Genomic DNA, 23,501 nt, shown 5'->3' with positions numbered 1-23,501 from the left:
CTGCCGGCTCGGTGCTCAGCGCGATGAGCAGCACCGAGATCGCCCTCGCCCGCCCAGCCGCCGCCGCGGTCGAGACCCTGTCCCGGCGCGACCGCCGGCTCGGCAAGATCCTCCTCGCGCCCGCGCTGGCCTACATCTTCGTCTTGGTGGCGATCCCGTTCCTGCTCGCGGTGCTCCTGAGCCTGACCAACTCGTCGGCCGGCAGCCTCGAGTTCTCCTTCGTGGGTCTGCAGAACTTCCGCAGCGTCCTGTCGAGCGCGGTCTTCCTGCGCGCGCTGCGAAACACGTTCGTCTTCACGCTGGTCAGCCAGGGGCTGGTCATCGTGATGGGCAACATCCTCGCGCGAGCGCTCATGAAGCCGTTCCGCGGCAAGCTCCTGGTGCGCTTCCTGATCCTGCTCCCGTGGGCCGCGCCGATCTCGCTCGCGACCCTCGGCTGGCTGTGGATCTTCGATTCGACGTTCTCGGTCATCAACTGGATGCTCAAGGTGGTGGGCTGGCTCGGCCCGGGCGAGTGGTACTACTGGCTCGGCGACCCGGTGCTCGGCATGGTGGCGATCATCATCGTGCACGTCTGGCGGATGCTGCCGTTCTCGACCGTGATCCTGCTCGCCGGGCTCACCTCGATCCCCAAGGAGGTCCACGAGGCGGCCGACATCGACGGCGCCGGCGCGCTCGCCAAGGCCTTCCAGATCACGCTGCCGATGATGCTGCCGATCCTGACGGTGGCCGTGCTCTTCGGAGTGGTGTTCACCTTCACCGACATGAGCGTGGTCTACCTGCTCACCCGCGGCGGTCCCTTCAACAGCACCCACGTGCTGGCGAGCCTGGCCTTCCAGGACGGCGTCCTGGGCGGCGATGTGGGCCGGGGCGCGTCGGTGGCCATCTTTCTGGTGCCGCTGCTCGTGGTGATGGCGGTGGTGATGCTGCGCCTCTCGCGCCGCGCCGAGGTGGTCTAGGATGCGGCGGCGCGCCGGACACCGGATCGCGGCGGCGGTCGGCCACCGGGTCCTCGTGCTGGGTTTCACCGCCTTCGCGGTGTTCCCGTTCTACTGGATGCTGGTGACCGCCTTCAAGCAGAACGCGGACCTGTACGTGGGCGCCTCCAACACCGCGCACAACCCGTTCATCTTCAACCGGCCCCCTACCCTCGACCACCTCCGGATCCTGTTCGGCAACACGCTCTATCTCACGTGGCTGTTCAACACGCTCTGGGTTGGCGCGCTGGTCGTGCTCATCACCCTCCTGCTCGGGGTGCCCGCGGCCTACAGCCTGGCCCGGCTCAGCGGGCGATGGGGCGAGCGGATGTCGATCGGCATCTTCCTCACCTACCTGATTCCGTCGACGCTGCTCTTCATCCCGTTCTCACGCCTGGTGGCCTCCCTCGGGCTGCAGAACCAGCTGTGGGCCCTGGTACTGATCTATCCGACGTTCACGGTGCCGTTCTGCACGTGGCTGCTGATGGGCTTCCTCAAGACCCTGCCGAAGGAGGTCGAGGAGTCGGCCATGGTCGACGGCTGCAGCCGGCTGGGCGCCGTCGGCCGGGTGGTGCTACCGCTCGCCGTGCCCGGCCTTCTCACGGTCGTGATCTTCGCGCTCACCCTCACCATCCAGGAGTTCGTCTACAGCCTGACCTTCATCTCGTCCGTGGGGCGCATGACGGTCAGCGTGGGCGTGCCGGTGGCGCTGGTCCGGGGCGACGTCTACTACTGGGGGTCTCTGATGGCGGCCTGCCTGATCACCAGCGTGCCCCTGGCGATCCTGTACAACTTCTTCCTGGATCGGTTCATCGCCGGCTTCACGGTCGGCGCCCTCAAGTAGCGCCCGTAAGCTTGACAGCCTAGAATCCGGGCACTTAGAATCAGACCGACCAGTCGGTCTGGGCCTCACTCGAACCAGGAGAGAGACATGGCCGTTGCCGCCACCGCCCCGCCGCGCCTTCGCGATGACCGCCTGCATCCGATCTGGGAGAAGGTCCAGGCCGGTGATCGGCTGTCGCGAGAGGACGGACTCGTTCTTTTTCAGACCCCGGATCTCCACGGCCTCGGTCGCATGGCGGACTTCGCCAAATCCCGGCGTCACGGCGACCAGGTCTTCTTTGTGCTCAACCGCTACATCAATCCGACCAACGTATGTGTGCTCTCCTGCAGCTTTTGCGATTTTGCCCGGAAGAAGGGAGAGCCCGGCGCCTTCGAGAACACCATCGAGGACGTGCTGAACATGATCAAGCCGGGCACCCGCGAGGCCCACATCGTGGGCGGGCACCACCCGGACTGGCCGTTCGAGTACTTCGAGCGGCTGATCGAGGCCATCCACCATGCCCGGCCGGAGACCCAGATCAAGGCGTTCACCGCGGCCGAGATCGACTACTTCTGGCGGCGCTGGAAGATCGAGCCGCGCGAGGCCTTGACCCGGCTGAAGAAGGTGGGACTGCACTCGATGCCCGGCGGGGGGGCCGAGATCTTCTCGAAGCGGCTCCAGAAGCTGCTGCACTTCACGGGCAAGGCCGACGCCGAGCGCTGGTGCGAGATTCACGGCATCGCCCACTCCCTCGGCATCCGCACCAACGCCACGATGCTCTACGGGCACGTGGAGACCAGGGAGGAGCGCGTCGACCATCTCCTCCGGCTGCGGCAGCAGCAGGATCTCTCGGGCGGATTCCTCACCTTCATCCCGCTGTCGTACCAGACCGGCAACACCAAGCTGGTGCCGCGGCAGACCCCGCCCACCGACGACCTGCGGACCATCGCGGCCTCCCGGCTCTTGCTCGACAACTTCGAGCACATCGAGGCCTACTGGGTGATGCTCGGCGAGGCCACCGCGTCGCTGGCGCTCCACTTCGGGGCCTCCGACGTCAACGGCACCCTCGAGGACGAGAAGATCGCTCACATGGCGCAGGCGGCCAGCCCGGCCGGTCTCGCCACCGAGCAGATCCTTCGAATCGTGCGCGACGCCGGCAAGATCCCGGTGGAGCGCGATGCCCTCTACAGCGTCGTCCGGGTGTGGAGCTGACGTGCTGAGGGTCGGGCGTATCCCCTACCTGAACTGCGAGCCGTTCTTCCACCGGCTCGCCGGGGTGGAGCTGGTGGATTTGATCCCGCGGCGCCTCGGGGAGGCGATGGGCGCGGGCGAGCTCGACGCGGGCCCGCTGTCGCTGATGGACTACGTTCGCCTCGAGTCCCGTCTCGTCCCCCTGCCCTATGGCATCGGCTGCGCGACCGGGGCGCGGAGCGTCCTCGTGTTCGCCGATCGGGTGCTGGCCGACCTCGCGGGCGCCCGTATCGGGGTCACCCTCGAGACCTCGACCTCGGTGGAGCTGCTGCGGGTGCTGCTGGCGCTGCGATACGCGGTCGAGCCCGCGGCCTGGGTCGGACCCGAGGAGCCGTGCGACGCGCAGCTGCTGATCGGCGACCAGGCCATCCGGCGGGTGACCGGCGGGCCGCCGGCGCGTCACGTGATCGATCTGGCGGTGGAGTGGCGGGACTGGACCGGCCTGCCGTTCGTCTTCGCGCGCTGGGCGATCGCGGCGCGGGTCCCGGCTCGGGAACGGCGCCGCCTCGAGAGCGCGCTCGACGAGGCGCTCGACCGGGGCCTCGACGCCCTGCCCGAGATCGCCGCGGCGCGCTGCGAACTCGGCTGGACCCGGGCAGAGGTCGAATCGTATCTGCGCAACTTCACCTTCCGCCTCGGTCCGGACGAGGAGAAGGGCGCCGCCGAGTTCGTCCGGCTCCGCGGCCAGATCGGAGCGGCCTGATGCTGGAGCAGATCCGCGAGAAGGTCGAGAACGGCAAGCGGCTGGACCGGGCCGACGGCCTCTGGCTGCTCACCGACGCCCCGCTGCTGGACCTGGGCAGCGTGGCCCACGAAGCTCGGCTGCGGCGGATCCCGGAGGCGCGCGTCACCTTCGTGATCGACACCAACCCGAACTACACCAACGTGTGCATTACCGATTGCCAGTTCTGCGCGTTCTACCGCCGGCCAGGCGACAAGGAGGCCTACACCTTGACGGTGGACGAGGTGCTGGCCAAGGTGGAGTTCGCGGTGCGGGAGGGCGCGACCACCGTGCTGCTTCAGGGCGGCCACAACCCGGTCCTGCCGCTGCAGTACTACCTCGACCTGGTGCGTGAGACGCGACGCCGATTTCCGTCGGTCACCCCGCACTTCTTCAGCGCCTCGGAGATTCGCACGATGTCCGATGTCGCGGGAAAGCCGGTGCCCGAGGTGCTGGCGCTGCTGAAGCAGGCCGGCCAGACGAGCATTCCGGGCGGCGGCGCCGAGGTGCTGTCCGAGAGGACTCGCCGGCGCATCGAGCCCAAGAAGGGCGGGCCGGCGGCGTGGCTGGACGTGCATCGCGAGGCCCATCGTCAGGGCTTCCGGTCGACCGCGACGATGATGTACGGGCACGTCGAGCAGCCGGAGGACATCCTCGACCATCTCGACTCGATCCGGGCGCTGCAGGACGAGCACGGCGGCTTCACCGCGTTCGTGCCCTGGTCTTTCAAGCCCGGCAACACCCTGCTCGAGAAGTGGATCAAGCAGTACAAGGGGCCGAACGCCTACCTGCGCATGCTGGCGGTGTCCCGCCTCTACCTCGACAACTTTCCGCACGTGCAGGCCTCGTGGTTCTCGGAAGGCAAGCGGGCCGGCCAGGTCGCGCTCTCGTGGGGGGCCGACGACTTCGGGGGGACGCTCTTCGAGGAGAACGTCCACGCGGCGGCCGACTTCGTGAACAAGACGACGGTGGACGAGATCATCACGCTGATCCGGGACGCGGGGTTCACACCCGCCCAGCGCACCACCGACTACGAGATCATCCGGACGTACTAGATCGGGTCCACCGGCGGCATGGACGTGATCAACCCTCTCGCGTGCGCCAGCTCGTAGAGGCGCTTCAGGGCGGCCCGGCCGTCGTCGCCCAGCCGCTTGGTGTAGTCGTTGACGTACATCAGCACGAAGCGGCGGCAGGTCTCCTTGTCGATCCCGCGCCCGTAGCGCATCGCGTACTCCAGCGCCTCGTCGACGTTGGCGTATGCGTAGTCGATCGCGTCGCGAAGCCCCTGGGAGATCGCGCGGTGGGTGTCCTCGCCCAGGTCCCGGCGCATCACGTTGATGCCGAGGGGCAACGGCAGCCCCGACTCCTTCTCCCACTCCTGCCCCAGGTCGAGCACCTTGTGCAGGCCCATGCGCTGGTGGGTGATCTGGCCTTCGTGGATGAGCAAGCCCAGGTCGGCCTGGCCCTCCAGCACCACTCGCGGGATCTGGTCGAAGGCCACCTCGATGGTGGGCGGGTCCCCGACGTAGAGGCGCAGCAGGAGCGCGGCGGTGGTGTGGCTGCCCGGGATGGCGACGACCTTCTCCTCGAGCTTCGCGCGCTCGATCGGCCCCTTGGCCACCAGGATCGGACCGTAGCCCTTTCCCATGGACGCTCCCGGATCCATCATCCGGTAGCGGTCGTGCACCAGGGTGTAGGTGGCGGCGGAGACCGCGGTCACCTCGAGCTCGCCGGTCCTCGCGCGCCGATTCAACGATTCGATGTCCTCCAGCACGTGCTCGATGGTGATGCCGGGGATCTTCACCTTGCCGGAGTTGAGCGCGTAGAACATGAAGGCGTCGTCGGGGTCGGGACTGTGACCGACGCGAATGAGCATGCAACCTCCCTCGGTGCGAGTCGAGATTGACCAGGCTTGCCACGCGCGACAAGATCCTCCAGGCGGCGCGGGAGGTCTTCGCGGAGAAAGGGTATCACAGGGCTCTCGTCGACGACATCGTGCGCGCCTCGCAGACGTCGAAGGGCGCGGTGTACCACCACTTCCCCAACAAGGAGGCGCTCTTCCTGGCTCTGGTCGACGAGTTCGCGGGCCGGCTCGCGGAGTCGGTGGCCTCCGCGATCGGCCGCGCTCACGGCGCGCTCGGCAAGGTGGAGGCGGCCGTGACCGCCGGGCTCGAGACCTTCGCGCGACACCGGGACCTCGCTAGGATTTTGCTGCTGGAGTCGGTGAGCCTCGGTCCGGCGTATCAGAGCAAGCGACAGGAGGTGCACGGTCGCTTCGCGGCGCTGATCCAGGTCCACCTCGACGAGGCGGCCGCCGAGGGGTCGATCCCGCCGGTCGACACGCGCGTGGCCACGCTGGCATGGCTGGGTGCGCTCAACGAGGTGGTGGTCCAGTGGCTCCATTCGGGCCGGCCGGATCTTCGCACCGAGGCGGTGCCGGCGCTGGTGCCGATGCTCCTGCGGAGCATCGGGGCGAAGTCGGCGGAGTGAGGCTCAGGGCCCCCAGACTCGGCCGAAGAGCGATCCGCGGTCCGTCGGGAACTTCATCGTGAACTGTCCGGCCTTGATGGCGCGGAGGATGGCGTCCGCATTCCGCACCGCGTCCACCTCGATCCAGGCGCGGCCGAAGTCCTCGTCGCGATGCGCGTCGTCGGTGGCCACCTTCGGCAGCGGGATCGTGTCCACGTCGTACTCGGCCTGGTACGTGCCGGTGTCGGTGACCTCGACCGCGTGGATGGGCATGCCGTCCCGCGTGATCGCCCGGATGCGCCGGAGAGTCTGCTCCACGGTCAGGGAGTACCGCGCGGGGTGGTTCAGGACGAACAGGGTCTCGCGGTCCCCGGTGACCTTGCCCACGTGCTGGCCCAGCGGGCGATAGTCGATCTCCACTCCCGGCAGCACCAGCATGCGATCGTCCGACGTGGGCAGCTTGAACCAGTACTCGTCGTCGATGCGGTCGTCGTGGTCCGTGAGGGCCAGGAAGTCATAGCCCAGCTCGCGATATCGGGCGACGACCTGCTCGGCGGGCAGGCGCCCGTCCGAAAACGTCGTGTGGGTGTGGAGATTACCCTTGAGCAGCGGCACTACGTCGCCGGCTCAGCGGGGATCGGATACGCGGGCGGGCGGCCCGGTGGGCGCCGAGTCCCAGACCACGCTGATACCCAGCGCCGGAGTGCCGGACGACCCCCACGGCGACTGGGCCACGTAGCTGCCGACCGGAGTCGAGGGCGAGGTCCAGCCCGACAGTCCGTACTTGGTTCCACCCTGGGTCTGTCCCACGAAGGGCTCGATGAAGGCCGGCTCGTGCCGGACCCGCACGTCGCTCCCGTAGAAATCCGCCTCGCGGGGACGGGTGACCTCGCGCGTGGCGGGGCCGGGCTCGACGATCTGGAACTGCCGGGGCTTCTCGGGGGCGGGGGCGTGGATCTCGACCGAGGTCTGGGCGCGGAGCGACGCGCTCGACAGCCCGAGCAGCACAGCCACCGTGACGACGATTCCCCTCACCCTCATGTTGAGCATAGTCTCAAACGCGCGAAGTGGCCGCAAGCGAAACGGGAACCCGTCACGGCGTGCCCTCTTGCGGGGCGGGCTTGCGGGCGCGGCCGGTCAGCGCGTAGAGCCACGGCATGAAGCCGCTCACCCACGCCTCGAACTCGATCTCGTCGACGATCTCCGAGTCGAGAAAGCGCGGCAGCGCATACCGATGCGTGTCCGGGCGCGCGACTCCAGGCTCGCAGGTGGTGGCGGACCGGATGCCGGCCTCCTCGAGGGCCGGCCACATGTCGACCGCCCATTCCCCGCTGGGATAGCAGAAATCGTCGGTCGGGGGCACGCCCAGGCTCTTCAGGGCGCCGCGGTTGTCCGTCACCTCCTGGCGAAGACCAACCGGGGATTCGCGGATCGCGTGGCGATGGGTATGGAGCGCTACCTCGACACCCTGGCGCGCTACCGTCTGGAGGTCCGCGCCGGACATCAGGCAAAGGATCCGCTGCTGGACCATGTCGTCGTACGGGAACCCGAGATGACCGGCGATGGTGCGAGCCAGGGCATCCTTGTCGCGCCCGCCCATCTTGTTGCGGTCCGCGAATGCGTACACGCGATCCACGGTGGCGGCGCGCTCCGCGGGGGTCGACGCGGTCAACGGCTCGACTTCGCCGACGACGTCGCCCGGCACGCGGCCGGCCGGACGGCTCCAGAACATGTAGTCGACCGCGAGGTCGAAGACCGGCCATCCGGGATGGAGCGAATAGTAACTGCACACGTAGACCATGGCCTCGGTCCTGGTCCGGGTCAGATCGGGCGCCACGAGGCTCGCGAAGTTGTAGTAGCCGTCGTCGAACGTGATCGCGATGGCGTAGGGCTCGTCGCCGTTCCGCTTGAGGTGATCGAGGCCATCACCGAGCCGCACGATCGGCACGTCCCAGCGCCGGATCAGTTCGAGCCGCCTCTGAAAGGTCGCGCGGTTCATGAAGAGCTGGGGGCGCCAGCGCTCTTCGTCGGACTGGGCGAGGCCGTGATAGGCCAGGATGAGGAGGGATCCGCGGACTCGGCGGCGGGCCAGCGAAAACAACCCGGCGGCTCGGGCCAGGCGAAGCAGCGTGTTTCTCACCGTCGGCCTCGACCGTTCGGCCTGCGATCGCTCACGCGGCCCGGTTTCCGGAGCGGGCGGGAGCCGACGGCTGCGCGGGCTGCGGCACGCTGGAGACACGTGGGGCGGCGTCCGCGGTGCCGGGAAGTCGCATCACGAGTCGCAGGGCTTCGCTCGGGTGCCGGAGCGCGTAGCCCCAGTAGGGGGTCACGACCGCCAGCAACCTCTTCCAGCTGAACGGGTAGCCGATCTCGGCCAGGGCGCTGCGGTGATAGGCGAGGACCTCCCGGGCGCCCGGGGACACGAGGCTCTTCGCCAGGAAGCGGTAGTAGTGCGAGAGGGCCTGCTGCACCCGGTCCTGGTATTCCGCCGGCTCCATGCACGACGGCCCGAACTTCACGAGGTGGCGGAAGCGTCCCGCGATGTACGTCTTCAGCCGGCCGGCGTAGGACGACTGCTCGCCGGGGTGAGTGCGCGTGAAGGTGAGGACCTGATGCACGAATCCGAAGTCCGCCGCGCGCAGGATGTCGTAGCAGGCGGCGACGTCGGCGTGAAAGTCCGACTCGTCGAAGAACGCGGGCCGCTGCCGAACGTAGTCCGCCCGGTACATCAGCGCCGAAGCGGACCCGAACACGCGGGGGCCCCCGAGCATCATCGCTCGCGACAGTTGCTTGCCCGGCACCACCGTGCTCGGGTACGGCAGCCCGTCCAGATCCACCTTCGTGCCGTCGAGCCGGTAGGCGCCGACGATGCCGACCGAGGGATGGGCTTCGGCCAGCTCCACCATCTCGCGCAGGCAATCCCGGAAGAGCCAGTCATCGGCGTGAACCATCTTGCAGTAGCTCGCGTTCGGCGAGACCTGCCGAAACGCGGTGTTCTGGCTGCCCATCACGTCCAGCAGCCGCTCGGTGCTGATCACCCGCACCCGCGAGTCCTTCTGGGCGTACCGCTCCGCTACCTCCAGAGATCGATCGGTGCTGCAGTTGTCGACGATGGTGTACTCCCATCGATCGTAGGACTGCGCGAGAACGCTCTCGATGCACTCGGCGAGGAACGCCTCACCGTTGTGCACCGGAGTGACGACGCTGACGAGAGGGGTCGGAGCCACGGTGACCTCGACGGGGCCCGCGTCAGCCGCCGTTCCGACCGGACTTGCGATAGTCCTCGCCCAGCTCCACCGCGTGGGGCGACGCGGCCGTCTTGTACATCGTGAAATGGGGATCGGTGATCTCGTCCACGTCCCGGTGCGTCGTGTAGTAGTAGAGGTTCAAGGCGCGCCGGTAGACCCCGGGCGGACAGCTCAGCGGCTTGGGCTGGCCATGGTTCGAGCCGTCGGCCACCTTGAACGCAACCATCCGGTTGAAGAGCGGCGCGATGGCCCGCTCGCAGCGAGTCATGTCGAGGTTCCAGAGCTCGAGGTGGCCGCCCCACTCCTCCTGCCAGCCCGGGTTCATGTAGATCAGGACATTGACCCGGCGGTGGGCTTGCAGCTTGTGATGCCAGTTGAAGTCGGCGTGGATGTTGAGGAAGTCCCCTCGCCCGGCGAGGTGGGGTCCTCCCCCGATGAAGTACGGGTCAGGCAGGAGGTTGTCGATGCCGGTCAGGGTCTCCACGAAGAGCAGGAACTGGCGCGAGTTGAGCTCCCGCAGCATCTGGCGCATCAGCGGTCGGAGCTTGGTCTCGTCGTGCTGGAATCGCCGGATGTTGTTCTTGTTGTCGCGGACCACCCAGTCGATGTCGTTGAGCAGGGGAAAGTCCCGCTCCACCGCGCCCGCGACGTCGGCGTCCAGGAAGTTGTCGATGACGACGTGTGGGAAGGGCTGGGCCGTCCGCCACTCGTCGGCATGTTGGAGAGCCAGTCTCGCGTACCGCGGGTCGTCGAACAGTCCCAGTGGCGCCGCCTCGATGGACACGTCACGCTCCGGCATGGGCTATCTCCTCACCTGGGCTGCTTGAAGGATCTGCATCAACGAATCGCACACGTAGTCGACCTTCTCGGCGGTCATGCTCATGCCGCACGGCAGATTGACGCCGAGCGGGCTGATCCGGTAGCTCACGGTGTTCCGCCGCCGGGCCTCCTCGGCCTGAGGCAGACCCTCATAGGCCGGCAACGAGCTCAGCGGATGGAAGACCGGCCGGCAGAGGGCCTTGCGCTCCTCCATCAGGGGGATCAGCCGGTCCTTGGTCAGTCCGAGACCGGCGTCCAGGATCGCGGTCACCATCCAGTAGGAGTTCTTCGTCCCAGGCGGCTCCACGTTCAGGGTCAGTCCCTCGACGCTGCGGAGCCGGGCCTCATACCAGCCGAAGATCTGGCGCTTGCGCTCCACCAACTCGTCGATTCGCTCCAGCTGGGCCAGGCCGAGCGCGGCCTGCATGCTGCTCATCTTGTACTTGTAGGCGATCTCGTGATTCCAGAAGTTGCCTCGCTCGGCCGGTCGGCGTCCGTGATCGCCCAGCACCAGGGCTCGCTCGTAGAGGTCCGGCCGGTCGGTGACGAGCATGCCGCCCTCTCCGGTGGTCATGGTCTTCGAGCCGTGGAAGCTGAAGATCGAGATGTCTCCGAAGGTGCCCGCCCGGCGACCCTTGGCCTCGGACCCGATCGCCTCCGCCGCGTCCTCGATGACCGCGATGCGATGTCGGGCCGCGATGGCCTGGATCGCGTCGTAGTCGGCGAGGCTGCCGTAGAGGTCGACCGGGATCACGGCCCGGCTGCGCGGGGTGATGCAGGCCTCGAAGGATTCCGGGGAGAGGCACCACGTCCCCGGATCGACGTCGGCGAAGATGGGGGTCGCACCAACGTAGCTGATGGGCGCCGACGACCCGATCCAGGTCAGGTCGGGCACGATGACCTCGTCGCCCGGGCCGACGGAGAGCGCGAGGAGAGCCAGGTGGACCGCCGATGTTCCCGACGGCAGCGCCAGGGCGTGACGACAGCCGAGATACTCTGCGAAGGCGCGCTGGAAGCGGTCGTGATACAGGTTGGCGTTCTCGTACCAGCACGTCGCGACCGCGTCCGTGACGTAGCTGATCTCTTTCTCGGTGATCCAGGGGCCGGATATCGTGATGCGATCCATGGTGGTCCTCAGACGATCCGGCATTCCGGGATCGGGATGATGAAGCGCCCGCCCTGCTGGCGGTAGGCCTGTTGCTGGGCCAGGATCTCGTCGGCGAAGTTCCAGGTCAGGAGCAGGAGGTAGTCGGGTCTCCGATCGAGGAGCCTTTCGGGGGCCAGGATGGGCAGATGGGTGCCGGGGGTGAACCGCCCCTGCTTCACGGTGCTGCGATCGACCACGAAGTCGAGGGTCTCGTCCCCGATCTGGAAGAAGTTCAACAGGGTACTGCCTTTCGCGGAAGCGCCGTAGGCGGCGATGCGCCGGCCCTGCACTTTCAGATCCTTCAGCGTGCTCACCAGCGAATCGCGGAGGCGCTCGACCTTGGCCCCGAAGCCACGATAGAAATCCTCACGCTCGACGCCCCACGCGGCCTCTTCGGCCAGCAGGCCGGTGACCGCCTGGCTGGGACGCGCGGCCTCGGCCCGCTCCGCGAAGATCCGGAGCGACCCGCCGTGGATGGGAATGCGCTCCACATCGCGGACGACCAGGCCGTGGCGCCGGAAGAGGCGATCGAGGGCGGTCAGCGAGAAATAGCAGAGGTGCTCGTGGTAGATGGTGTCGAACTCGCAATGGTCGATCAGGTCCTTGACGTACGGAACCTCGATCACCGCCACCCCATTGGGCTTCAGAATCGTAGCGATGCCGCGGACGACCCCGTTGAGGTCCGCGACGTGGGCGAGCACATTGTTGCCGTGCACCACGTCCGCGCAGTTGCCGGTCGCGGCCAGCTCCTCGGCGAGGGCGGAGCCGAAGAACTCGGAGAGCGTCGGGATCCCCCGCTCCTCGCGGGCGACCCGCGCGATGTTGGCTGCCGGCTCGATGCCGAGCACCGGGATGCCCTTGTGGTGATAGTGCTGGAGCAGGTAGCCGTCATTGCTCGCGATCTCCACGGCCAGGCTCTGCGGGCCGAGCCCTTCGAGGCCGATGAGCCGACGGACGATGTCCCCTGCGTTCTGGACGACGGTGTCGGAGAAGGACGAGAGGTACGCGTACTCCCGGAACAGGACCTCCGGGGGCACCGTCTCGGTGATCTGCACGAGTGAGCACGACGGGCAGAAGACGAGATCGAGAGGGAAGGTCGCCTCGGGCTGATTCAGCTCTTGCTCGGTCAGCAGCGCGTTGGCCAGCGGCGTACGCCCGAGCGAGAGGATGGGCCGAAGCCCGCCTTGCCCGCACGCGCGGCACGTGGGGGCCATGGCGTTATCCACGCGCCACCTCCTGCTCGGCGACCCAGCGAAGGGTCCCGTCGAGACGCCCGTTGTCGAGCAAGTGCTTGAACTGGGTGAGGCGGATGTACTTCCGTCCCTGGAAGTCCTCGAGCGTGAGGTTGACCTCCTGCAACGCGGAGTACAGCTCCTTGGCGCCGAAGGAAGCGTTCCACTGCGGCTTGAAGTCGGGCAGCGTCCGGTTCAGCTTGCCGAAATCCACCCGGTAGCTGCGCGGGTCGGGGCCGCCCCCGGCCGCATAGTCGACGGTGCAGCCGGGCACGGTCGAGCGCACGATCTCGGCCAGCTCGGACACCTGGTAGTTCTCCTCGTTGGAGCCGACGTTGAAGGCTTCGTTGTGGATGGCGGATCGGGGCGCGACCAGGGCCACCGCGAACGCCCGGGAGATGTCCTGGATGTGGACGATCGGTCGCCACGGCGTGCCGTCGCTCATGATCCGGATTCGCCCGGTGGTGTGGGCCCAGCAGACCAGGTTGTTGAGCACCACGTCGGCGCGCAGGCGGGGCGAAAGCCCGTAGGCCGTCGCGTTACGCATGAAGATCGGGCTGAAGCTTCCGTCGGCGAGCTTCGACACGTCTTCCTCGGTGCGGACCTTGGAGACCGCGTACGGGGTGATCGGCCGCAACGGCGCCTCCTCGGTGAGGATGTCATCGCCACCGGCTGCGCCGTACATGCTGCACGACGAGGCGTAGAGGAAGCGCTGGATCCCCGCGTCCTTCGCCACGCGCGCCAGATGGACCGAGGCCCGGTGATTGATGTCGAACGTCCAGTCCGCGTTGAGATCACCGAGGGGATCGTTGCAGAGCGCGGCCAGGTGCACCACCGCGTCGAAGCCGATCAGGTCCTCGACCGTCACGTCGCGGATGTCGCGCCGGATGACCGGGAGGCTCGCGGTTTCTTCGCCGAGCACGCAGTCCTCGAAGTAGAACGTATCCAGGCCGGCCACCTCGTGCCCCGCCGCGCGGAGCAGAGAGACCATCACGGATCCGATGTAGCCATTGTGGCCGGTGACGACGACACGCATGCTGCTTCTCCTATCTGGGGTGATTTCGAGTGGAGTCATCGATCGGGGCTCGGCGCGGGCGCCCGATGCATCCAGGTCGTCCAGGGCGCGTTGCCCGTGTGCCACAGGCTCTCGAGGGTCCGGACGTCACGCAGCGTGTCCATGCATTGCCAGAAGCGTTCGTGTCGATAGGCCGCGAGCTGTCCATCCGCGGCCAGGCGCTCGAGCGCCTCGACCTCGAGGTGGCCGTCGTCGCCGCCCAGGTAGGCGAACACCCCGGGCTCGAACACCATGAAGCCGCCGTTGATCCAGCCCTCGCCGATCTGCGGCTTCTCTTTGAACTCGCGGACCAGGTCGCCGTCGAAGCTCAGGCCGCCGAATCGGGCGGGCGGACGCACCGCAGTGATCGTAGCGATGCGGCCCCGGGCGCGGTGAAAGTCGAGGAGCTGGCCCAGGTCGACGTCGCTCACTCCGTCACCGTAGGTCAGCATGAACGGCTCGTCCTTCAGCCACGGCTCCAGCCGCTTGAGCCGGCCGCCGGTGAGGGTCTGCTGGCCGGTATCCACCAGGTGAACCGTCCAGTCCTCGATCTCCTTGCTGTGTTGCTGGATCTCCCCGCTCGAGAAATCGATGGTGATGCCGCCGCTCAGCATCTGGTAGTCGAGGAAGTAGCGCTTGATGAACTCGCCCTTGTAGCCGAGGGCGCAGATGAACTCGCTGAAGCCGTGATGCGCGTAGTGTTTCATGATGTGCCAGAGGATCGGTTGCCCGCCGATCTCGACCATGGGCTTCGGACGGAGCGCCGTCTCCTCGGACAGGCGTGTCCCGAGTCCACCCGCGAGTATCACGACCTTCATGCTCGGTCCCCTTCAGTCAAGTCTGGTGTCGGATGCACGAGCTCTCGGTTAGCGACTGGCGAACCTACCAAGCAAGCCAGGTGCCACGGAAGTAGCTGGGCTTCGACGGTAACTTACTGATTTAACTGGCAGGAATCGATCAGGCGAGCGAGAACTCTACTACACTAACTGGGCAACGCGGTTCCCCATCCCATGAAATCTGCGCGGGCGAGCGAGTGGCGAGGTGCCGGGCCGTGCGGGGCTACTCGAAAGAAGCCAAGAATCAGCACGTTACTGCGCTGTGGTTCGGCGCAACGTTTGCGCGGCGGCTATCCGCTCTCTCCGCCTGGCATTCGCTCGAAGGATCGGACGCTCGAGCAGGTAGAAGGAGAGCGCGGCCACTGCGATCGTGACCACGAACGGGATCGCGATTCTCAAAGGGCCGGTGAAGCCGAGTCTGAGCATGCGCGCCTCCCCGAGGACACCGGTCTGGATGGGGCTATGCCAGAGATAGACCCCGTAGGAGATGCGCCCGAGCCACACCAGGCCGGGCACGGTCAGGACGGCCTCCACCACGCGAGAAGGGGAATGAACGAGGTGGAGGAGAACGATGCCGACGCAGAGCGCGGCCACGAACAGCAGCCAGTGATAGGTGGCTGGGCCCGCGTATTCGGCGCGGTTGATCATGAGCGCCAGGGCGACGACCGACGCGATCGCGGCCGCGCGGATCGCGGTGATCCAGCGGCCCGTCCGTGGGATCAACCCCCACGACAGCAGTAGCGCGAGCAGACAGCCGATCAGCAGCGAATCGAGACGGGTCTCGAGGCTGTAGTAGTCCCTCAACAAGGAGGCTCGCCCCTGCCATCGGGCCGCCCGCAGGGCAGCGGAGCCGACGATCCCGGCGCAGACGACGGTGATGCACGCGAGACGGCGGTGGCGCGCTCTCAGCACGAGCAACAGGCCGAGGGGCCAGAGGGTGTAGAACTGCTCCTCGATCCCCAGCGACCAGGTGTGCTGCAGAAAGCTCATGTCGGTCAGGTCGAAAGCCCGCACCCAGTTGGACGCGTACGAGACAGAGGCGAGTGCCGCGAGCCAGACCCGAGGAGATTCGCCGTCCTCGAGGCGCGGGGTGAACACCCGCGGGAATGCCAGGGCCAGGACGAGCAAGGCCAGCAGGGCGGGGAGCAGCCGGAGCGCTCTGCGCAGATAGAATCGCTTGAGGTCGACCGAGCCGGCCTGCTCCCACTCCTGCAAGAGGAGACCGGTGATCAAGAATCCGCTCAGGACGAAGAAGATATCGACGCCGAGGAACCCGCCCCGGAAGCTGGCGATTCGGGCGTGGTAGAGCATGACCGTCAGGACCGCCACGCCGCGAACTCCGTCCAGGGAGTCGAGATGGGCCCGGCCGCTGCGGAACATGGTGCGAGTTGGTGATGGAGTCGGCTAGCGTCGCGGGCGGCGGAGGAACGCGCGGGAGAACTGGCCGACCGCCCGCCAGAAGAGCATCCGATCGCCCGGAAAGTGCAGGTCCGAGCGGATCCGGGGGTTGAAGCAGAGCAGGAAGAACTCGATGACCGTCCAGAGGCGGGCGCCGAAACCGACCTCGGGATCGCGCAGACGCGACTGCACGTAGCCGACCTCGGCCGGTACGAGCAGGCGGCATCGCAGGCCGTCGCGATAGGACACGGCCGGCTCCGGCGGTCGACCCAGGAAGCCATCGACCAGGAGCCGAGGAAAATCGACGCCCGCGTAGAGGGCATGATGAAGTGAGCCCCAGAAGCGAGCGTTCAGCTCGATGCACCAGAAGCGGTCGGTGGCCGGATCCCACCGGTACTCGACCATCGCCGCACCCTGCCACTGCATCGCGCGCAGCTTGTCCTCGGCATCGCGGGCCAGCTCACGATGGTGCCAGCTCGTGCGCAGAGAGCCGAAGCCACCCTGGTGGGGAGACTGGTGATTCATGAGGTTCGCGAAATGGGCTCTCACCTGCCCGTCCCACAGGAGGAGATACTCACCGGGCTTGGTGCCGGGCACGAATCCCTGCACCAGCACGCGGTCGTAGTCCTGAAGCAGATCGGCGGTCCGGCGACGCGCCTCGACGGCGCTGAGCGTTCGCACGATGTCGCCGTCGGCGCTTCCGCGCGAGTGGCAGCGGTCGGCCTTCAAGAAGACGGGGAACGGGAGCTTCCCGTACTCGGACTCCGGCGGCACCTCGTCGCGCACGAACAGGGTGGGCGGCACGTTCCTCCAGAGCGAGACGTCCGCGGCCAGTCGCTCGAAGAACTCGTACTTGCTCAGGGCGCGAAACACCACCTGCCGGTCGGCGGGAATGGGCATCAGGTGAGCGAACTCGTCCCACGCGTCACGGATCGCGAACAGGAAGCCTTCCGAGGGAACGATCACCCGGATCCCGAAGTCCCGGACGTAGTCGCGAAGCCACGGAAGGAAGCCCGGCGACAGGTAAGCGGGGGAGACTGCCGAGCGCGCGGCGAATCGAGACCGGAGCCCCAGCGCGTCGCTCGAGCCGGAGACCGCGTGCACCGGATAGCCGGCGTGGCCGAGCGAACGGATCACGCCGACCGAGCCAACCGCCTGCGCCTCCGCCACCAGGACCGGCCACTGCCGCCGCCAGCCAGGCGCCGCGGGCGAGCGGGCCGCCGGCCCCGCCTCGTGACCCACGCGGGCGTGGCCGCCGGCCGTGGTCACACCGGGTCGAGAGCCGGCCATGACCCGCCCGCTTCCACCAGCTCGATGAGATCGCGCTGAGGTGTCATCAGGAACACGATACGCCGGCCGCCAAACGCCACCGCCGGCGCGGCCGGAGCCAGGGGAAGGCAACGATGCTTGCGGAACCGCGTCAGCGCCGCGTCGAGATCTTCGACCTCGTAGCACAGGTGATAGAGTCCGCCGCGGGCGTCTCCGAGGAAGCGGGTGACCGGGCTGCCCTGATCGAGGGGCTCCACCAGCTCGATCAGGGTGCCGGGGGAGACCTCGGCGAACAGCACCCGGACGCGCTGGATCGGATCTTCGTAGACCGGGCTCACCCGCGCGGGGGCGAAGAGGGGCAGGAGGAAATCCTTGAGATACCGATCGATGTCGGCGACCGCATAGCCGACGTGGTGGAATTTCATGGTCGCGCTACAGACGGCCGAGTCGCTGGTGCATCAAGAGGGCGTCGACGAAGAACTTGGCGGCCCAGTTCAGGAGCGTGGCCGGCTGATAGGCCCCGAAGCGGAACGGGTACGATCCCCGCACGCCGTAGGCGATCTCGGGAGCGGCCTGCCGACCTGTGACCTGGGTCCCCACCACGTAATCCACCAGCTGCGAGGCCAGCTCGGCGTAGCCGGACTTGTCGTGGCCCATCATGACGAGCCGGAGATAGCTGCAAGCGAACTGGGCCGAGCCGGTCAGGCACGCCCACGAGCTGCCGCCGCGCCAGCCCGGGCGAATGCGGCCCGGCAGGAAGCCGGACCGCGGGTCGATCATGGGCCGGGCGCCGTCCAGCATCGTCCGAGCGACCTCGCCGAGAGTCGGATCCTCCACGACGCGCCCGGTCTCGAGAAGCCCCTGGATCGTGTAGCCCAGGTTATGGGTCAGCGGATACTGCGAGTCTTCGTCGGAGAATCCCGCTCGATACGGCCAGCCGTGCTGATCCATCAGCTCGGCGTAGTGTCGGGCCGACTGCTGTGCGGCCTTGACGAACGACGCATCACCCAGCACATCGCCGAGCTCGGCCAGTCCCCAGGACACCATCGAGTTGTACGAGAGATCTCCGTGCTCGGCTTCGGCCGACACGCCGTCTGCGAAGTAGGGCTGGTCTTTCATACAGGCGACCAGCCATCGGCCGGCGCGGGCGGCCGCGTCGCGCACCCGGGTGTCGTTCTCCCGCCGCAGGTACTGGGCCCAGCCCAGCAGCACCTGCCCCGTGTTGAACGCGACCGGTACCGGCCGGGCCGTGCCGAACCGGCCGGGGGTCGCCCCGCTCGGCATCTGGATGTCCACTTCCCACCGGGCCATGCGGCGCGCGCGCTCCCATACGGCGTCTGATCCGAAGATCTCGTGGTACCAGACGAAGGTCTGGAGGATGTAGCCAGTGGTCTCGGGATAGGAGACCGTCCATCCGTCGGCCAGCCCGTAGCCGTAGGACACCCCATCGTCCGCGGTGGCGTCCTGAGCGCGGGCCAGCCACTCGAGCGTCCCGTGGAGCGAATCCGTGCGGTTCTTGTGCTCGCGTCGCGCCGCGGCGTCGAGCCGGCGCATCGCCCACGCCGCGGCGATCTTCCGAGTCAGCCCGGTGATGGTCGTCGGCATGCGCCCGCTCTTCGCGGACTCTACTTCGGGTAGAGGGTACGGCCCGCGCGGGCGGCCGCGATGAGATCGGCGGTCACCTGGGCGGCCCTCACCGAGAAGAGGGGAACGCGATGGAAGGTCCAGCTGTGCAGCTGACCGGGAGTCATCAACTCGGGGAGTCGCCACATGTTCCGAGCCCGGGCGAACCGGCGAACCCGAAGCGTGAATGGCCGCTCCCCTCCCCGCTCGTCGCGAATGGTCACCGGTACCGCGACCTCCTCGCTCGGGACCGGGAACTCGTCGCCCAGCAACGCTTCCGCGTGGTGTACCTGGGTCAGGATCTCGAAGGGCTTGCCGAGGCCGACGATCAGGGTGTCCCGCCGAGCCATGAAGTCGAAGGGGCTGCCCGGCCCGAACGTGCTCGGGGCCGTGTCGTGCCCTTCGGTCAGCTCGGTGGCCAGCGGACCGAGTGCGGCGACCCGGTGGGTCGGATGCAGGCTCTGGCGTACGCCCTTCATCCGGCGGAAGAGCTCGGTGAGCATTCCCATCTGCGACGGAGTTCTCCGCACGTCGAATCGCGGCTCGCGCCGGAACGCGGCCACGGCGTCCGCGTCTTCGGCGCCGCCGAAATAGAAGGCGGGCATCGCGAGCGTCCGTGACGAGCCGCAGAAGGCCATGAGCTCGTGCAGCAGCTCGAGCGGCGTGCCCATGAACATCGGCACCATGTGATTGACCGAGCTGTGCACCATGAGGACCTCGAACGGTCCGGGCAGGCGGCTCTCGAGCTCACGGCGGAGATCGGCGGCCCCGAAGGTGCCGTTCACCGCCCGGATGAGCGGGTGGAGCCGAACGCGGAGAGAGTGATAGTGACCGCGCAGCGCCGAGACCTGCCCGGCGCCCAGATGGTCGACCGCCAGACCCGACAGGCGTTCCAGGAGGCTCACCCGCTCACTCACTCGATGCCGCGGCTCCGGAGATAGTTCAGGATCGCGGGCACCGACGTCAGGGCTGCGAAATCCTCGACCTCCAGGCTGACGTCGAAATTGCTCTCCAGTGCCACCATCAGGTTGATGTGGGCGAGCGAATCCCACTTCGACAGGTCCTTCTGGCGGGTGTTCTCGAGGATGAGGTCCGGCGTCACGCCGAGTGACGCAGCCATCGTGTCCCGCAGCTGCTCGAAAGCGCTCACGCCGGTGTGGACAGCAACGGGCTCTGCCCGGTCATGCGCTCGACGCGGGAGCCGCGTCGACGGCGTGCACCGGCACCTTGTCGACGTCCCGGCGGATCAGACCATCGAGGCTTCGCTGATGGCGCCCATCCGGGCGCGGCGCGAGCCCATGGTCGGTCAGGGGCCAGTGGCAGATCGCCGGGTCCAGCCCTTGAGCTAGCGCCTCGAAGCGGATGCACGGGTCGAGGAGGTCACCGGTGTACGTGTGCAGGATGTCGATGCGTAGCGGGACGACAGCTTCCGCGAGCGTCTCGAGGTGAGCGGTGAGGCGCTGGATGTCCGGGAGACTCAGTGGCGGCCGCTCGGGGCCGCGCGTATCGAGGAGCTCCGCGCGGGTTCTTGCGGCGAGCGCGCGCTGGACCGGATTCAGTAGGGTGCTCATCTGGGGCGGATCGCTCAACGACCCGAGATCTACCATATCCCCGACGACGAGAACTTGTCATCGGCAAATCTGGCCGCCGAGGGTGCTTCATCAGCACGCGCAAAGGTTGCGGATGCTCGGATTGGGAGATTGATTTTCACACCGAGATAAGTGAGAGTGGAAAATGTAGCCGGGACACGGGAGCAGGACCGGGAGAACTCTTTCCCAGCCTGATTTCAGGAGCGGGTCAACCGCGAAAGGACCTCGGTGAACTGGGCAAGTCCCGCGGGCTTCAGGATCACCTCGGAGGCTCCCAGCGCGATGGCCTTCCGGGTCTCTTCATCGCCCGCGTGAGCCGAAAGGATGACGACAGGCACGTGAGGAAACCGGCTTCTGATTCGGGTAAGCACAGCCAACCCGCCAAGGCCTGGCATGACGAGGTCGAGAAAGACACCCTGGACGCTGCTGGACTCCAACAGTCGAAGACCCTCGGTTCCATCCAGGGCCACCAGCGCATCGTGACCGAAGGTCCGGACCGCTTCCGCGATCATTTCCGCGACCGACGGATCGTCGTCCACCACCAGGATTCTCATGGGTTTTGTCGCCCGCCAGTATCGGGACGCGTCCAGTCTACGTCAAGGGTCTGCTTGCGCCCGGTCATTTCTTCCCGATGAGCCCCACCTCGATCCTCATCATCGACGGGCGGTCGGAGGGTCGTGCCAGCCTGGGCCGGATCGTCAAGGAGGCCGGGCACACCGCCCTGGAGGCAGGTACGACCGGCGAGGCGCTGGCTCTCCTGTCCAGCCTTCACCCCCAATTGGTTCTGTTGGACCTCGACACGCTCGACACGAGCGGCATCGACTTGGCCCGTCAGATCAAGCTCGAGAGTGCCGACGTCCCGGTGGTGCTTCTGTCCGGGTCGGGAGACCGAGACCTGGTGGTCAAGGGCATGCGGACCGGCGCCTACGATTTCCTGGTGAAGCCGGTTGCTGGTCCGGCTCTGCGTGAGGTGATCAAGTCCGCCCTGGCCCAGACGGACAGTCCAGCGCTCGTTGCCGCGCAGACGGGAAACGGCTCTGGGGCCAGCCAGGCTTCGGTGGACCTGGACCTCCTGTTCAGGAACAGCGAGCGGATGCGAGCCGTCGAGGACATCGTCCGTCGGGCGGCCGACACGAACGCGACCATCCTGCTGCAGGGGGAGAGTGGCACCGGCAAGGAGATGGTGGCCCGGGCTATCCACTATATATCGGACCGACGGGACAAGCCCTTCCTGAAGGTCAACTGCGCGTCGTTGCCGGGGGACCTGCTCGAGTCCGAGCTGTTCGGTCACGAGAAGGGGGCCTTCACCGGAGCCCACCGGCGGAAGCCTGGCAAGTTCGAACTGGCCCACCGGGGCACGTTCCTGCTCGATGAGATCGGGGAGATGCCGCTGGGGCTTCAGGCCAAGCTGCTGCACGTCCTGCAGGACGGCCAGTTCTTCCGGGTCGGAGGCAGCGAGGTCATCACCTCCGATGCCCGGCTGATCGCCGCGACGAACAAGAACCTGGCTTCGGTGATGGCGACCGGGCTGTTCCGCGAGGACCTCTACTACCGGCTCAACGTGGTCGCGATCTCGATCCCTCCCCTGCGGGAGCGACGGGAGGAGATCCCGGTTCTCGTCGAGTACTTCATGAGCCGGTTCTGCCGGCAGTACAATCGGGACGCGCTCAAGATCTCGGCGGGAACCGTCCGCCTCCTCCAGGACTACGCCTGGCCCGGCAACGTCCGGGAGCTCGAGAACATGATCAAGCGCGCGGTGGTCCTGCAGACCGAGGCGCTCGTCCAGCAGGAGATCGCCCTTCGTAGCGAGAAGCCTTGGACTCCGAAGCCGGAGGGGGGGCCGCCGATCGCTGCGCCGGTACACCCGGTGGCGTCGACTCCCGAGGCCGAGATGGGTCTGAAGGACATCGCCCGGCGCGCCGCCATGGCGGCAGAGAAGGCGGTGATCAAAGAAGTGCTCGAGAAGGTGCGCTGGAATCGGGCGGAGGCCGCGCGACTCCTGAAGATCAGCTACAAGGCGATGCTGTACAAGATCCGCCAGGTCGGCTTGGACGATCGTCCTGAGCGAGGTTCTGGTAGGAAATGATTTGCTTCGTTTGTCCCGGTTGATTCCTTAAGTGCGTGTCTGAGTTGTTCTAGATTTTCTGTTAGTTCTGCACACTCCCCTTCCCCGTCGCTCGTGTCGCAACCGCAGTGAATTCACACGATAGGGATCCTCGCTCGCCCGCGCTCCGCTGATTGTTCATCGGTGGCGCAAGACTTGCTCAGGGTTCGAGCAAGACGTCGAGTAACTAGAGCACGATGCGCGTGATCAACCTGTCATTCGAGGGGAGGGGCTACGTGAGCGAGTTCATGGATACCCAGACGGGGGTATTTCATGAGGAGGCGTTCCGCCACCTGCTGACGCGGGAGGCGGGCCGCGCAACGCGCTACCAGGATTTCTTCTCGATCTGCGTGCTGCGGCCGGACGTGCCGGGCGCGGACCGTGAGCAGATGGGCCGGGAAGTCGAGCGGGCGATTTCCGAGAAGATCCCCGAGTTCGTTCGCGCGACCGACCTCGTCGGTCAGCTGTCATCCGCGATCGCCGTCATCCTCCTTCACACTGCCGGCGCAGATGCCCTGCGCGTGGCGGAGCGCATCCGGGCCAACATCGAGCAGGTCGCCTTCCGCGAGGGGCCGGAAGGACGGCCCCAGCGGCTCACCGTCAGCGTCGGAAAGGTCTCGTTCCCTCATGATGGGCATACAGATTCCATCCTGCTGTCGCAGGCGATGGCCTACCTGGCTCAAGCGGTTGAGCGTGGCGGCAACCAGGTCACTCACACCAGCGGGAATCCGGAATAGGCGGTAGAGGACGCAGCATGAACCTCCTAGTGCTCGACGAATCCTTGGAACTTGCCCTGTTGATCGGGCGTATTGCCCCCCTGCGCGGCTGGCAGCCGCACTTCATCGGGTCGTTGCACGAGATGGAGCTGGCGGTGCAGGCGCATGGGCGGCCGGCGTTGACGGTGGTGAACCTGCAGGCGCCGCTGACGGCGTGGGAAGTGG

Annotated in this window: 27 protein-coding genes; 9 read left to right on the top strand and 18 right to left on the bottom strand. The window is 67.2% G+C overall.

The window, feature by feature from the left end:
- Positions 1-23: 23 nt before the first annotated feature.
- The 5 genes from VKN16_13525 (at position 24) to mqnC (ending at position 4,827) form a co-directional block, all read left to right on the top strand.
- Entirely contained in the window at positions 24-959 is a 936-nt protein-coding gene (locus VKN16_13525) for a sugar ABC transporter permease (protein ID HME95221.1), read from the top strand.
- A 1-nt stretch (position 960) separates the two neighbouring features.
- Positions 961-1,821 (top strand): carbohydrate ABC transporter permease, encoded by an 861-nt coding sequence (locus VKN16_13520; GenBank protein HME95220.1) that lies wholly within the window; start codon positions 961-963, stop codon positions 1,819-1,821.
- A gap of 87 nt (positions 1,822-1,908) precedes the next feature.
- Positions 1,909-3,012, top strand: coding sequence for an aminofutalosine synthase MqnE (mqnE, locus tag VKN16_13515; GenBank protein HME95219.1), 1,104 nt, complete (start codon positions 1,909-1,911; stop codon positions 3,010-3,012).
- Between the two features lies 1 nt (position 3,013).
- Positions 3,014-3,754: a menaquinone biosynthesis protein gene (locus VKN16_13510; protein ID HME95218.1), complete on the top strand. Its 741-nt coding sequence runs from the start codon at positions 3,014-3,016 to the stop codon at positions 3,752-3,754.
- Positions 3,754-4,827, top strand: coding sequence for a cyclic dehypoxanthinyl futalosine synthase (gene mqnC, locus VKN16_13505; protein HME95217.1), 1,074 nt, complete (start codon positions 3,754-3,756; stop codon positions 4,825-4,827). The genes VKN16_13510 and mqnC overlap by 1 nt, the downstream gene beginning before the upstream one ends.
- Here mqnC and VKN16_13500 read toward each other — a convergent pair.
- On the bottom strand, positions 4,824-5,648 hold the full coding sequence (locus VKN16_13500) for an MqnA/MqnD/SBP family protein (GenBank protein ID HME95216.1): 825 nt from the start codon (positions 5,646-5,648) through the stop codon (positions 4,824-4,826). The two genes, mqnC and VKN16_13500, sit on opposite strands and share 4 nt — an antisense overlap.
- Positions 5,649-5,674: 26 nt before the next feature.
- Here VKN16_13500 and VKN16_13495 point away from each other — a divergent pair, with 26 nt between their 5' ends.
- Entirely contained in the window at positions 5,675-6,262 is a 588-nt protein-coding gene (locus VKN16_13495) for a TetR/AcrR family transcriptional regulator (protein ID HME95215.1), read from the top strand.
- A 3-nt stretch (positions 6,263-6,265) separates the two neighbouring features.
- On the opposite strand, the gene VKN16_13490 is transcribed toward VKN16_13495, so the two are convergent.
- The 17 genes from VKN16_13490 to VKN16_13410 form a co-directional block, all read right to left on the bottom strand.
- On the bottom strand, positions 6,266-6,856 hold the full coding sequence (locus VKN16_13490) for a PHP domain-containing protein (protein HME95214.1): 591 nt from the start codon (positions 6,854-6,856) through the stop codon (positions 6,266-6,268).
- A gap of 12 nt (positions 6,857-6,868) precedes the next feature.
- The gene (locus tag VKN16_13485) at positions 6,869-7,282 is read right to left on the bottom strand and encodes a hypothetical protein (GenBank protein HME95213.1); all 414 of its coding nucleotides are present in this window, start codon (positions 7,280-7,282) and stop codon (positions 6,869-6,871) included.
- 52 nt (positions 7,283-7,334) lie between these two features.
- Positions 7,335-8,381 (bottom strand): polysaccharide deacetylase family protein, encoded by a 1,047-nt coding sequence (locus VKN16_13480; protein HME95212.1) that lies wholly within the window; start codon positions 8,379-8,381, stop codon positions 7,335-7,337.
- A 31-nt stretch (positions 8,382-8,412) separates the two neighbouring features.
- Positions 8,413-9,468, bottom strand: coding sequence for a glycosyltransferase family 2 protein (locus tag VKN16_13475; GenBank protein ID HME95211.1), 1,056 nt, complete (start codon positions 9,466-9,468; stop codon positions 8,413-8,415).
- A gap of 22 nt (positions 9,469-9,490) precedes the next feature.
- Positions 9,491-10,288 carry a 2OG-Fe(II) oxygenase gene (locus VKN16_13470; protein HME95210.1) on the bottom strand — a complete coding sequence of 266 codons (798 nt, stop codon included), beginning with the start codon at positions 10,286-10,288 and terminating at the stop codon, positions 9,491-9,493.
- Positions 10,289-10,291: 3 nt separating this feature from the next.
- Positions 10,292-11,434 carry a DegT/DnrJ/EryC1/StrS family aminotransferase gene (locus VKN16_13465; protein HME95209.1) on the bottom strand — a complete coding sequence of 381 codons (1,143 nt, stop codon included), beginning with the start codon at positions 11,432-11,434 and terminating at the stop codon, positions 10,292-10,294.
- An 8-nt stretch (positions 11,435-11,442) separates the two neighbouring features.
- Positions 11,443-12,669, bottom strand: coding sequence for a class I SAM-dependent methyltransferase (locus tag VKN16_13460; GenBank protein HME95208.1), 1,227 nt, complete (start codon positions 12,667-12,669; stop codon positions 11,443-11,445).
- Between the two features lie 4 nt (positions 12,670-12,673).
- Positions 12,674-13,723, bottom strand: a complete 1,050-nt coding sequence (locus VKN16_13455) for an SDR family oxidoreductase (protein HME95207.1) — start codon at positions 13,721-13,723, stop codon at positions 12,674-12,676.
- A gap of 35 nt (positions 13,724-13,758) precedes the next feature.
- Positions 13,759-14,559, bottom strand: coding sequence for a glucose-1-phosphate cytidylyltransferase (gene rfbF / locus VKN16_13450; GenBank protein HME95206.1), 801 nt, complete (start codon positions 14,557-14,559; stop codon positions 13,759-13,761).
- 270 nt (positions 14,560-14,829) lie between these two features.
- Positions 14,830-15,957, bottom strand: a complete 1,128-nt coding sequence (locus tag VKN16_13445) for an acyltransferase (protein ID HME95205.1) — start codon at positions 15,955-15,957, stop codon at positions 14,830-14,832.
- 24 nt (positions 15,958-15,981) lie between these two features.
- Positions 15,982-17,244, bottom strand: a complete 1,263-nt coding sequence (locus tag VKN16_13440) for an ATP-grasp domain-containing protein (protein ID HME95204.1) — start codon at positions 17,242-17,244, stop codon at positions 15,982-15,984.
- Positions 17,241-17,669, bottom strand: a complete 429-nt coding sequence (locus VKN16_13435) for a VOC family protein (GenBank protein HME95203.1) — start codon at positions 17,667-17,669, stop codon at positions 17,241-17,243. Before VKN16_13435 ends, VKN16_13440 begins: the two co-directional genes overlap by 4 nt.
- A gap of 7 nt (positions 17,670-17,676) precedes the next feature.
- Positions 17,677-18,849 carry a hypothetical protein gene (locus tag VKN16_13430; GenBank protein ID HME95202.1) on the bottom strand — a complete coding sequence of 391 codons (1,173 nt, stop codon included), beginning with the start codon at positions 18,847-18,849 and terminating at the stop codon, positions 17,677-17,679.
- 20 nt (positions 18,850-18,869) lie between these two features.
- Positions 18,870-19,784: an AAC(3) family N-acetyltransferase gene (locus tag VKN16_13425; GenBank protein HME95201.1), complete on the bottom strand. Its 915-nt coding sequence runs from the start codon at positions 19,782-19,784 to the stop codon at positions 18,870-18,872.
- Positions 19,781-20,017, bottom strand: coding sequence for an acyl carrier protein (locus tag VKN16_13420; GenBank protein HME95200.1), 237 nt, complete (start codon positions 20,015-20,017; stop codon positions 19,781-19,783). The genes VKN16_13425 and VKN16_13420 overlap by 4 nt, the downstream gene beginning before the upstream one ends.
- A gap of 31 nt (positions 20,018-20,048) precedes the next feature.
- A complete protein-coding gene (locus VKN16_13415; protein HME95199.1) occupies positions 20,049-20,456 on the bottom strand; it encodes a hypothetical protein in 408 nt (135 codons plus the stop codon).
- A 197-nt stretch (positions 20,457-20,653) separates the two neighbouring features.
- Positions 20,654-21,010 (bottom strand): response regulator, encoded by a 357-nt coding sequence (locus tag VKN16_13410; GenBank protein ID HME95198.1) that lies wholly within the window; start codon positions 21,008-21,010, stop codon positions 20,654-20,656.
- A gap of 77 nt (positions 21,011-21,087) precedes the next feature.
- On the opposite strand from VKN16_13410, the gene VKN16_13405 reads away from it, so the two are divergent.
- From VKN16_13405 to VKN16_13395, 3 genes are all read left to right on the top strand, one after another.
- Complete coding sequence (locus VKN16_13405) at positions 21,088-22,542, top strand: sigma-54 dependent transcriptional regulator (GenBank protein ID HME95197.1); 1,455 nt, start codon at positions 21,088-21,090, stop codon at positions 22,540-22,542.
- A gap of 215 nt (positions 22,543-22,757) precedes the next feature.
- Positions 22,758-23,297, top strand: a complete 540-nt coding sequence (locus tag VKN16_13400; protein HME95196.1) for a diguanylate cyclase — start codon at positions 22,758-22,760, stop codon at positions 23,295-23,297.
- Positions 23,298-23,314: 17 nt separating this feature from the next.
- A partial coding sequence (locus VKN16_13395) for a hypothetical protein (protein ID HME95195.1) occupies positions 23,315-23,501 on the top strand: 187 nt, incomplete at its 3' end.

The sequence above is a fragment of the Candidatus Methylomirabilota bacterium genome (assembly GCA_035315345.1).
Taxonomy (GTDB): Bacteria; Methylomirabilota; Methylomirabilia; order Rokubacteriales; family CSP1-6; genus CAMLFJ01.
Note: the sequence above shows the minus strand (reverse complement) of the source record. Positions and strands in the feature narration are given on the sequence as shown.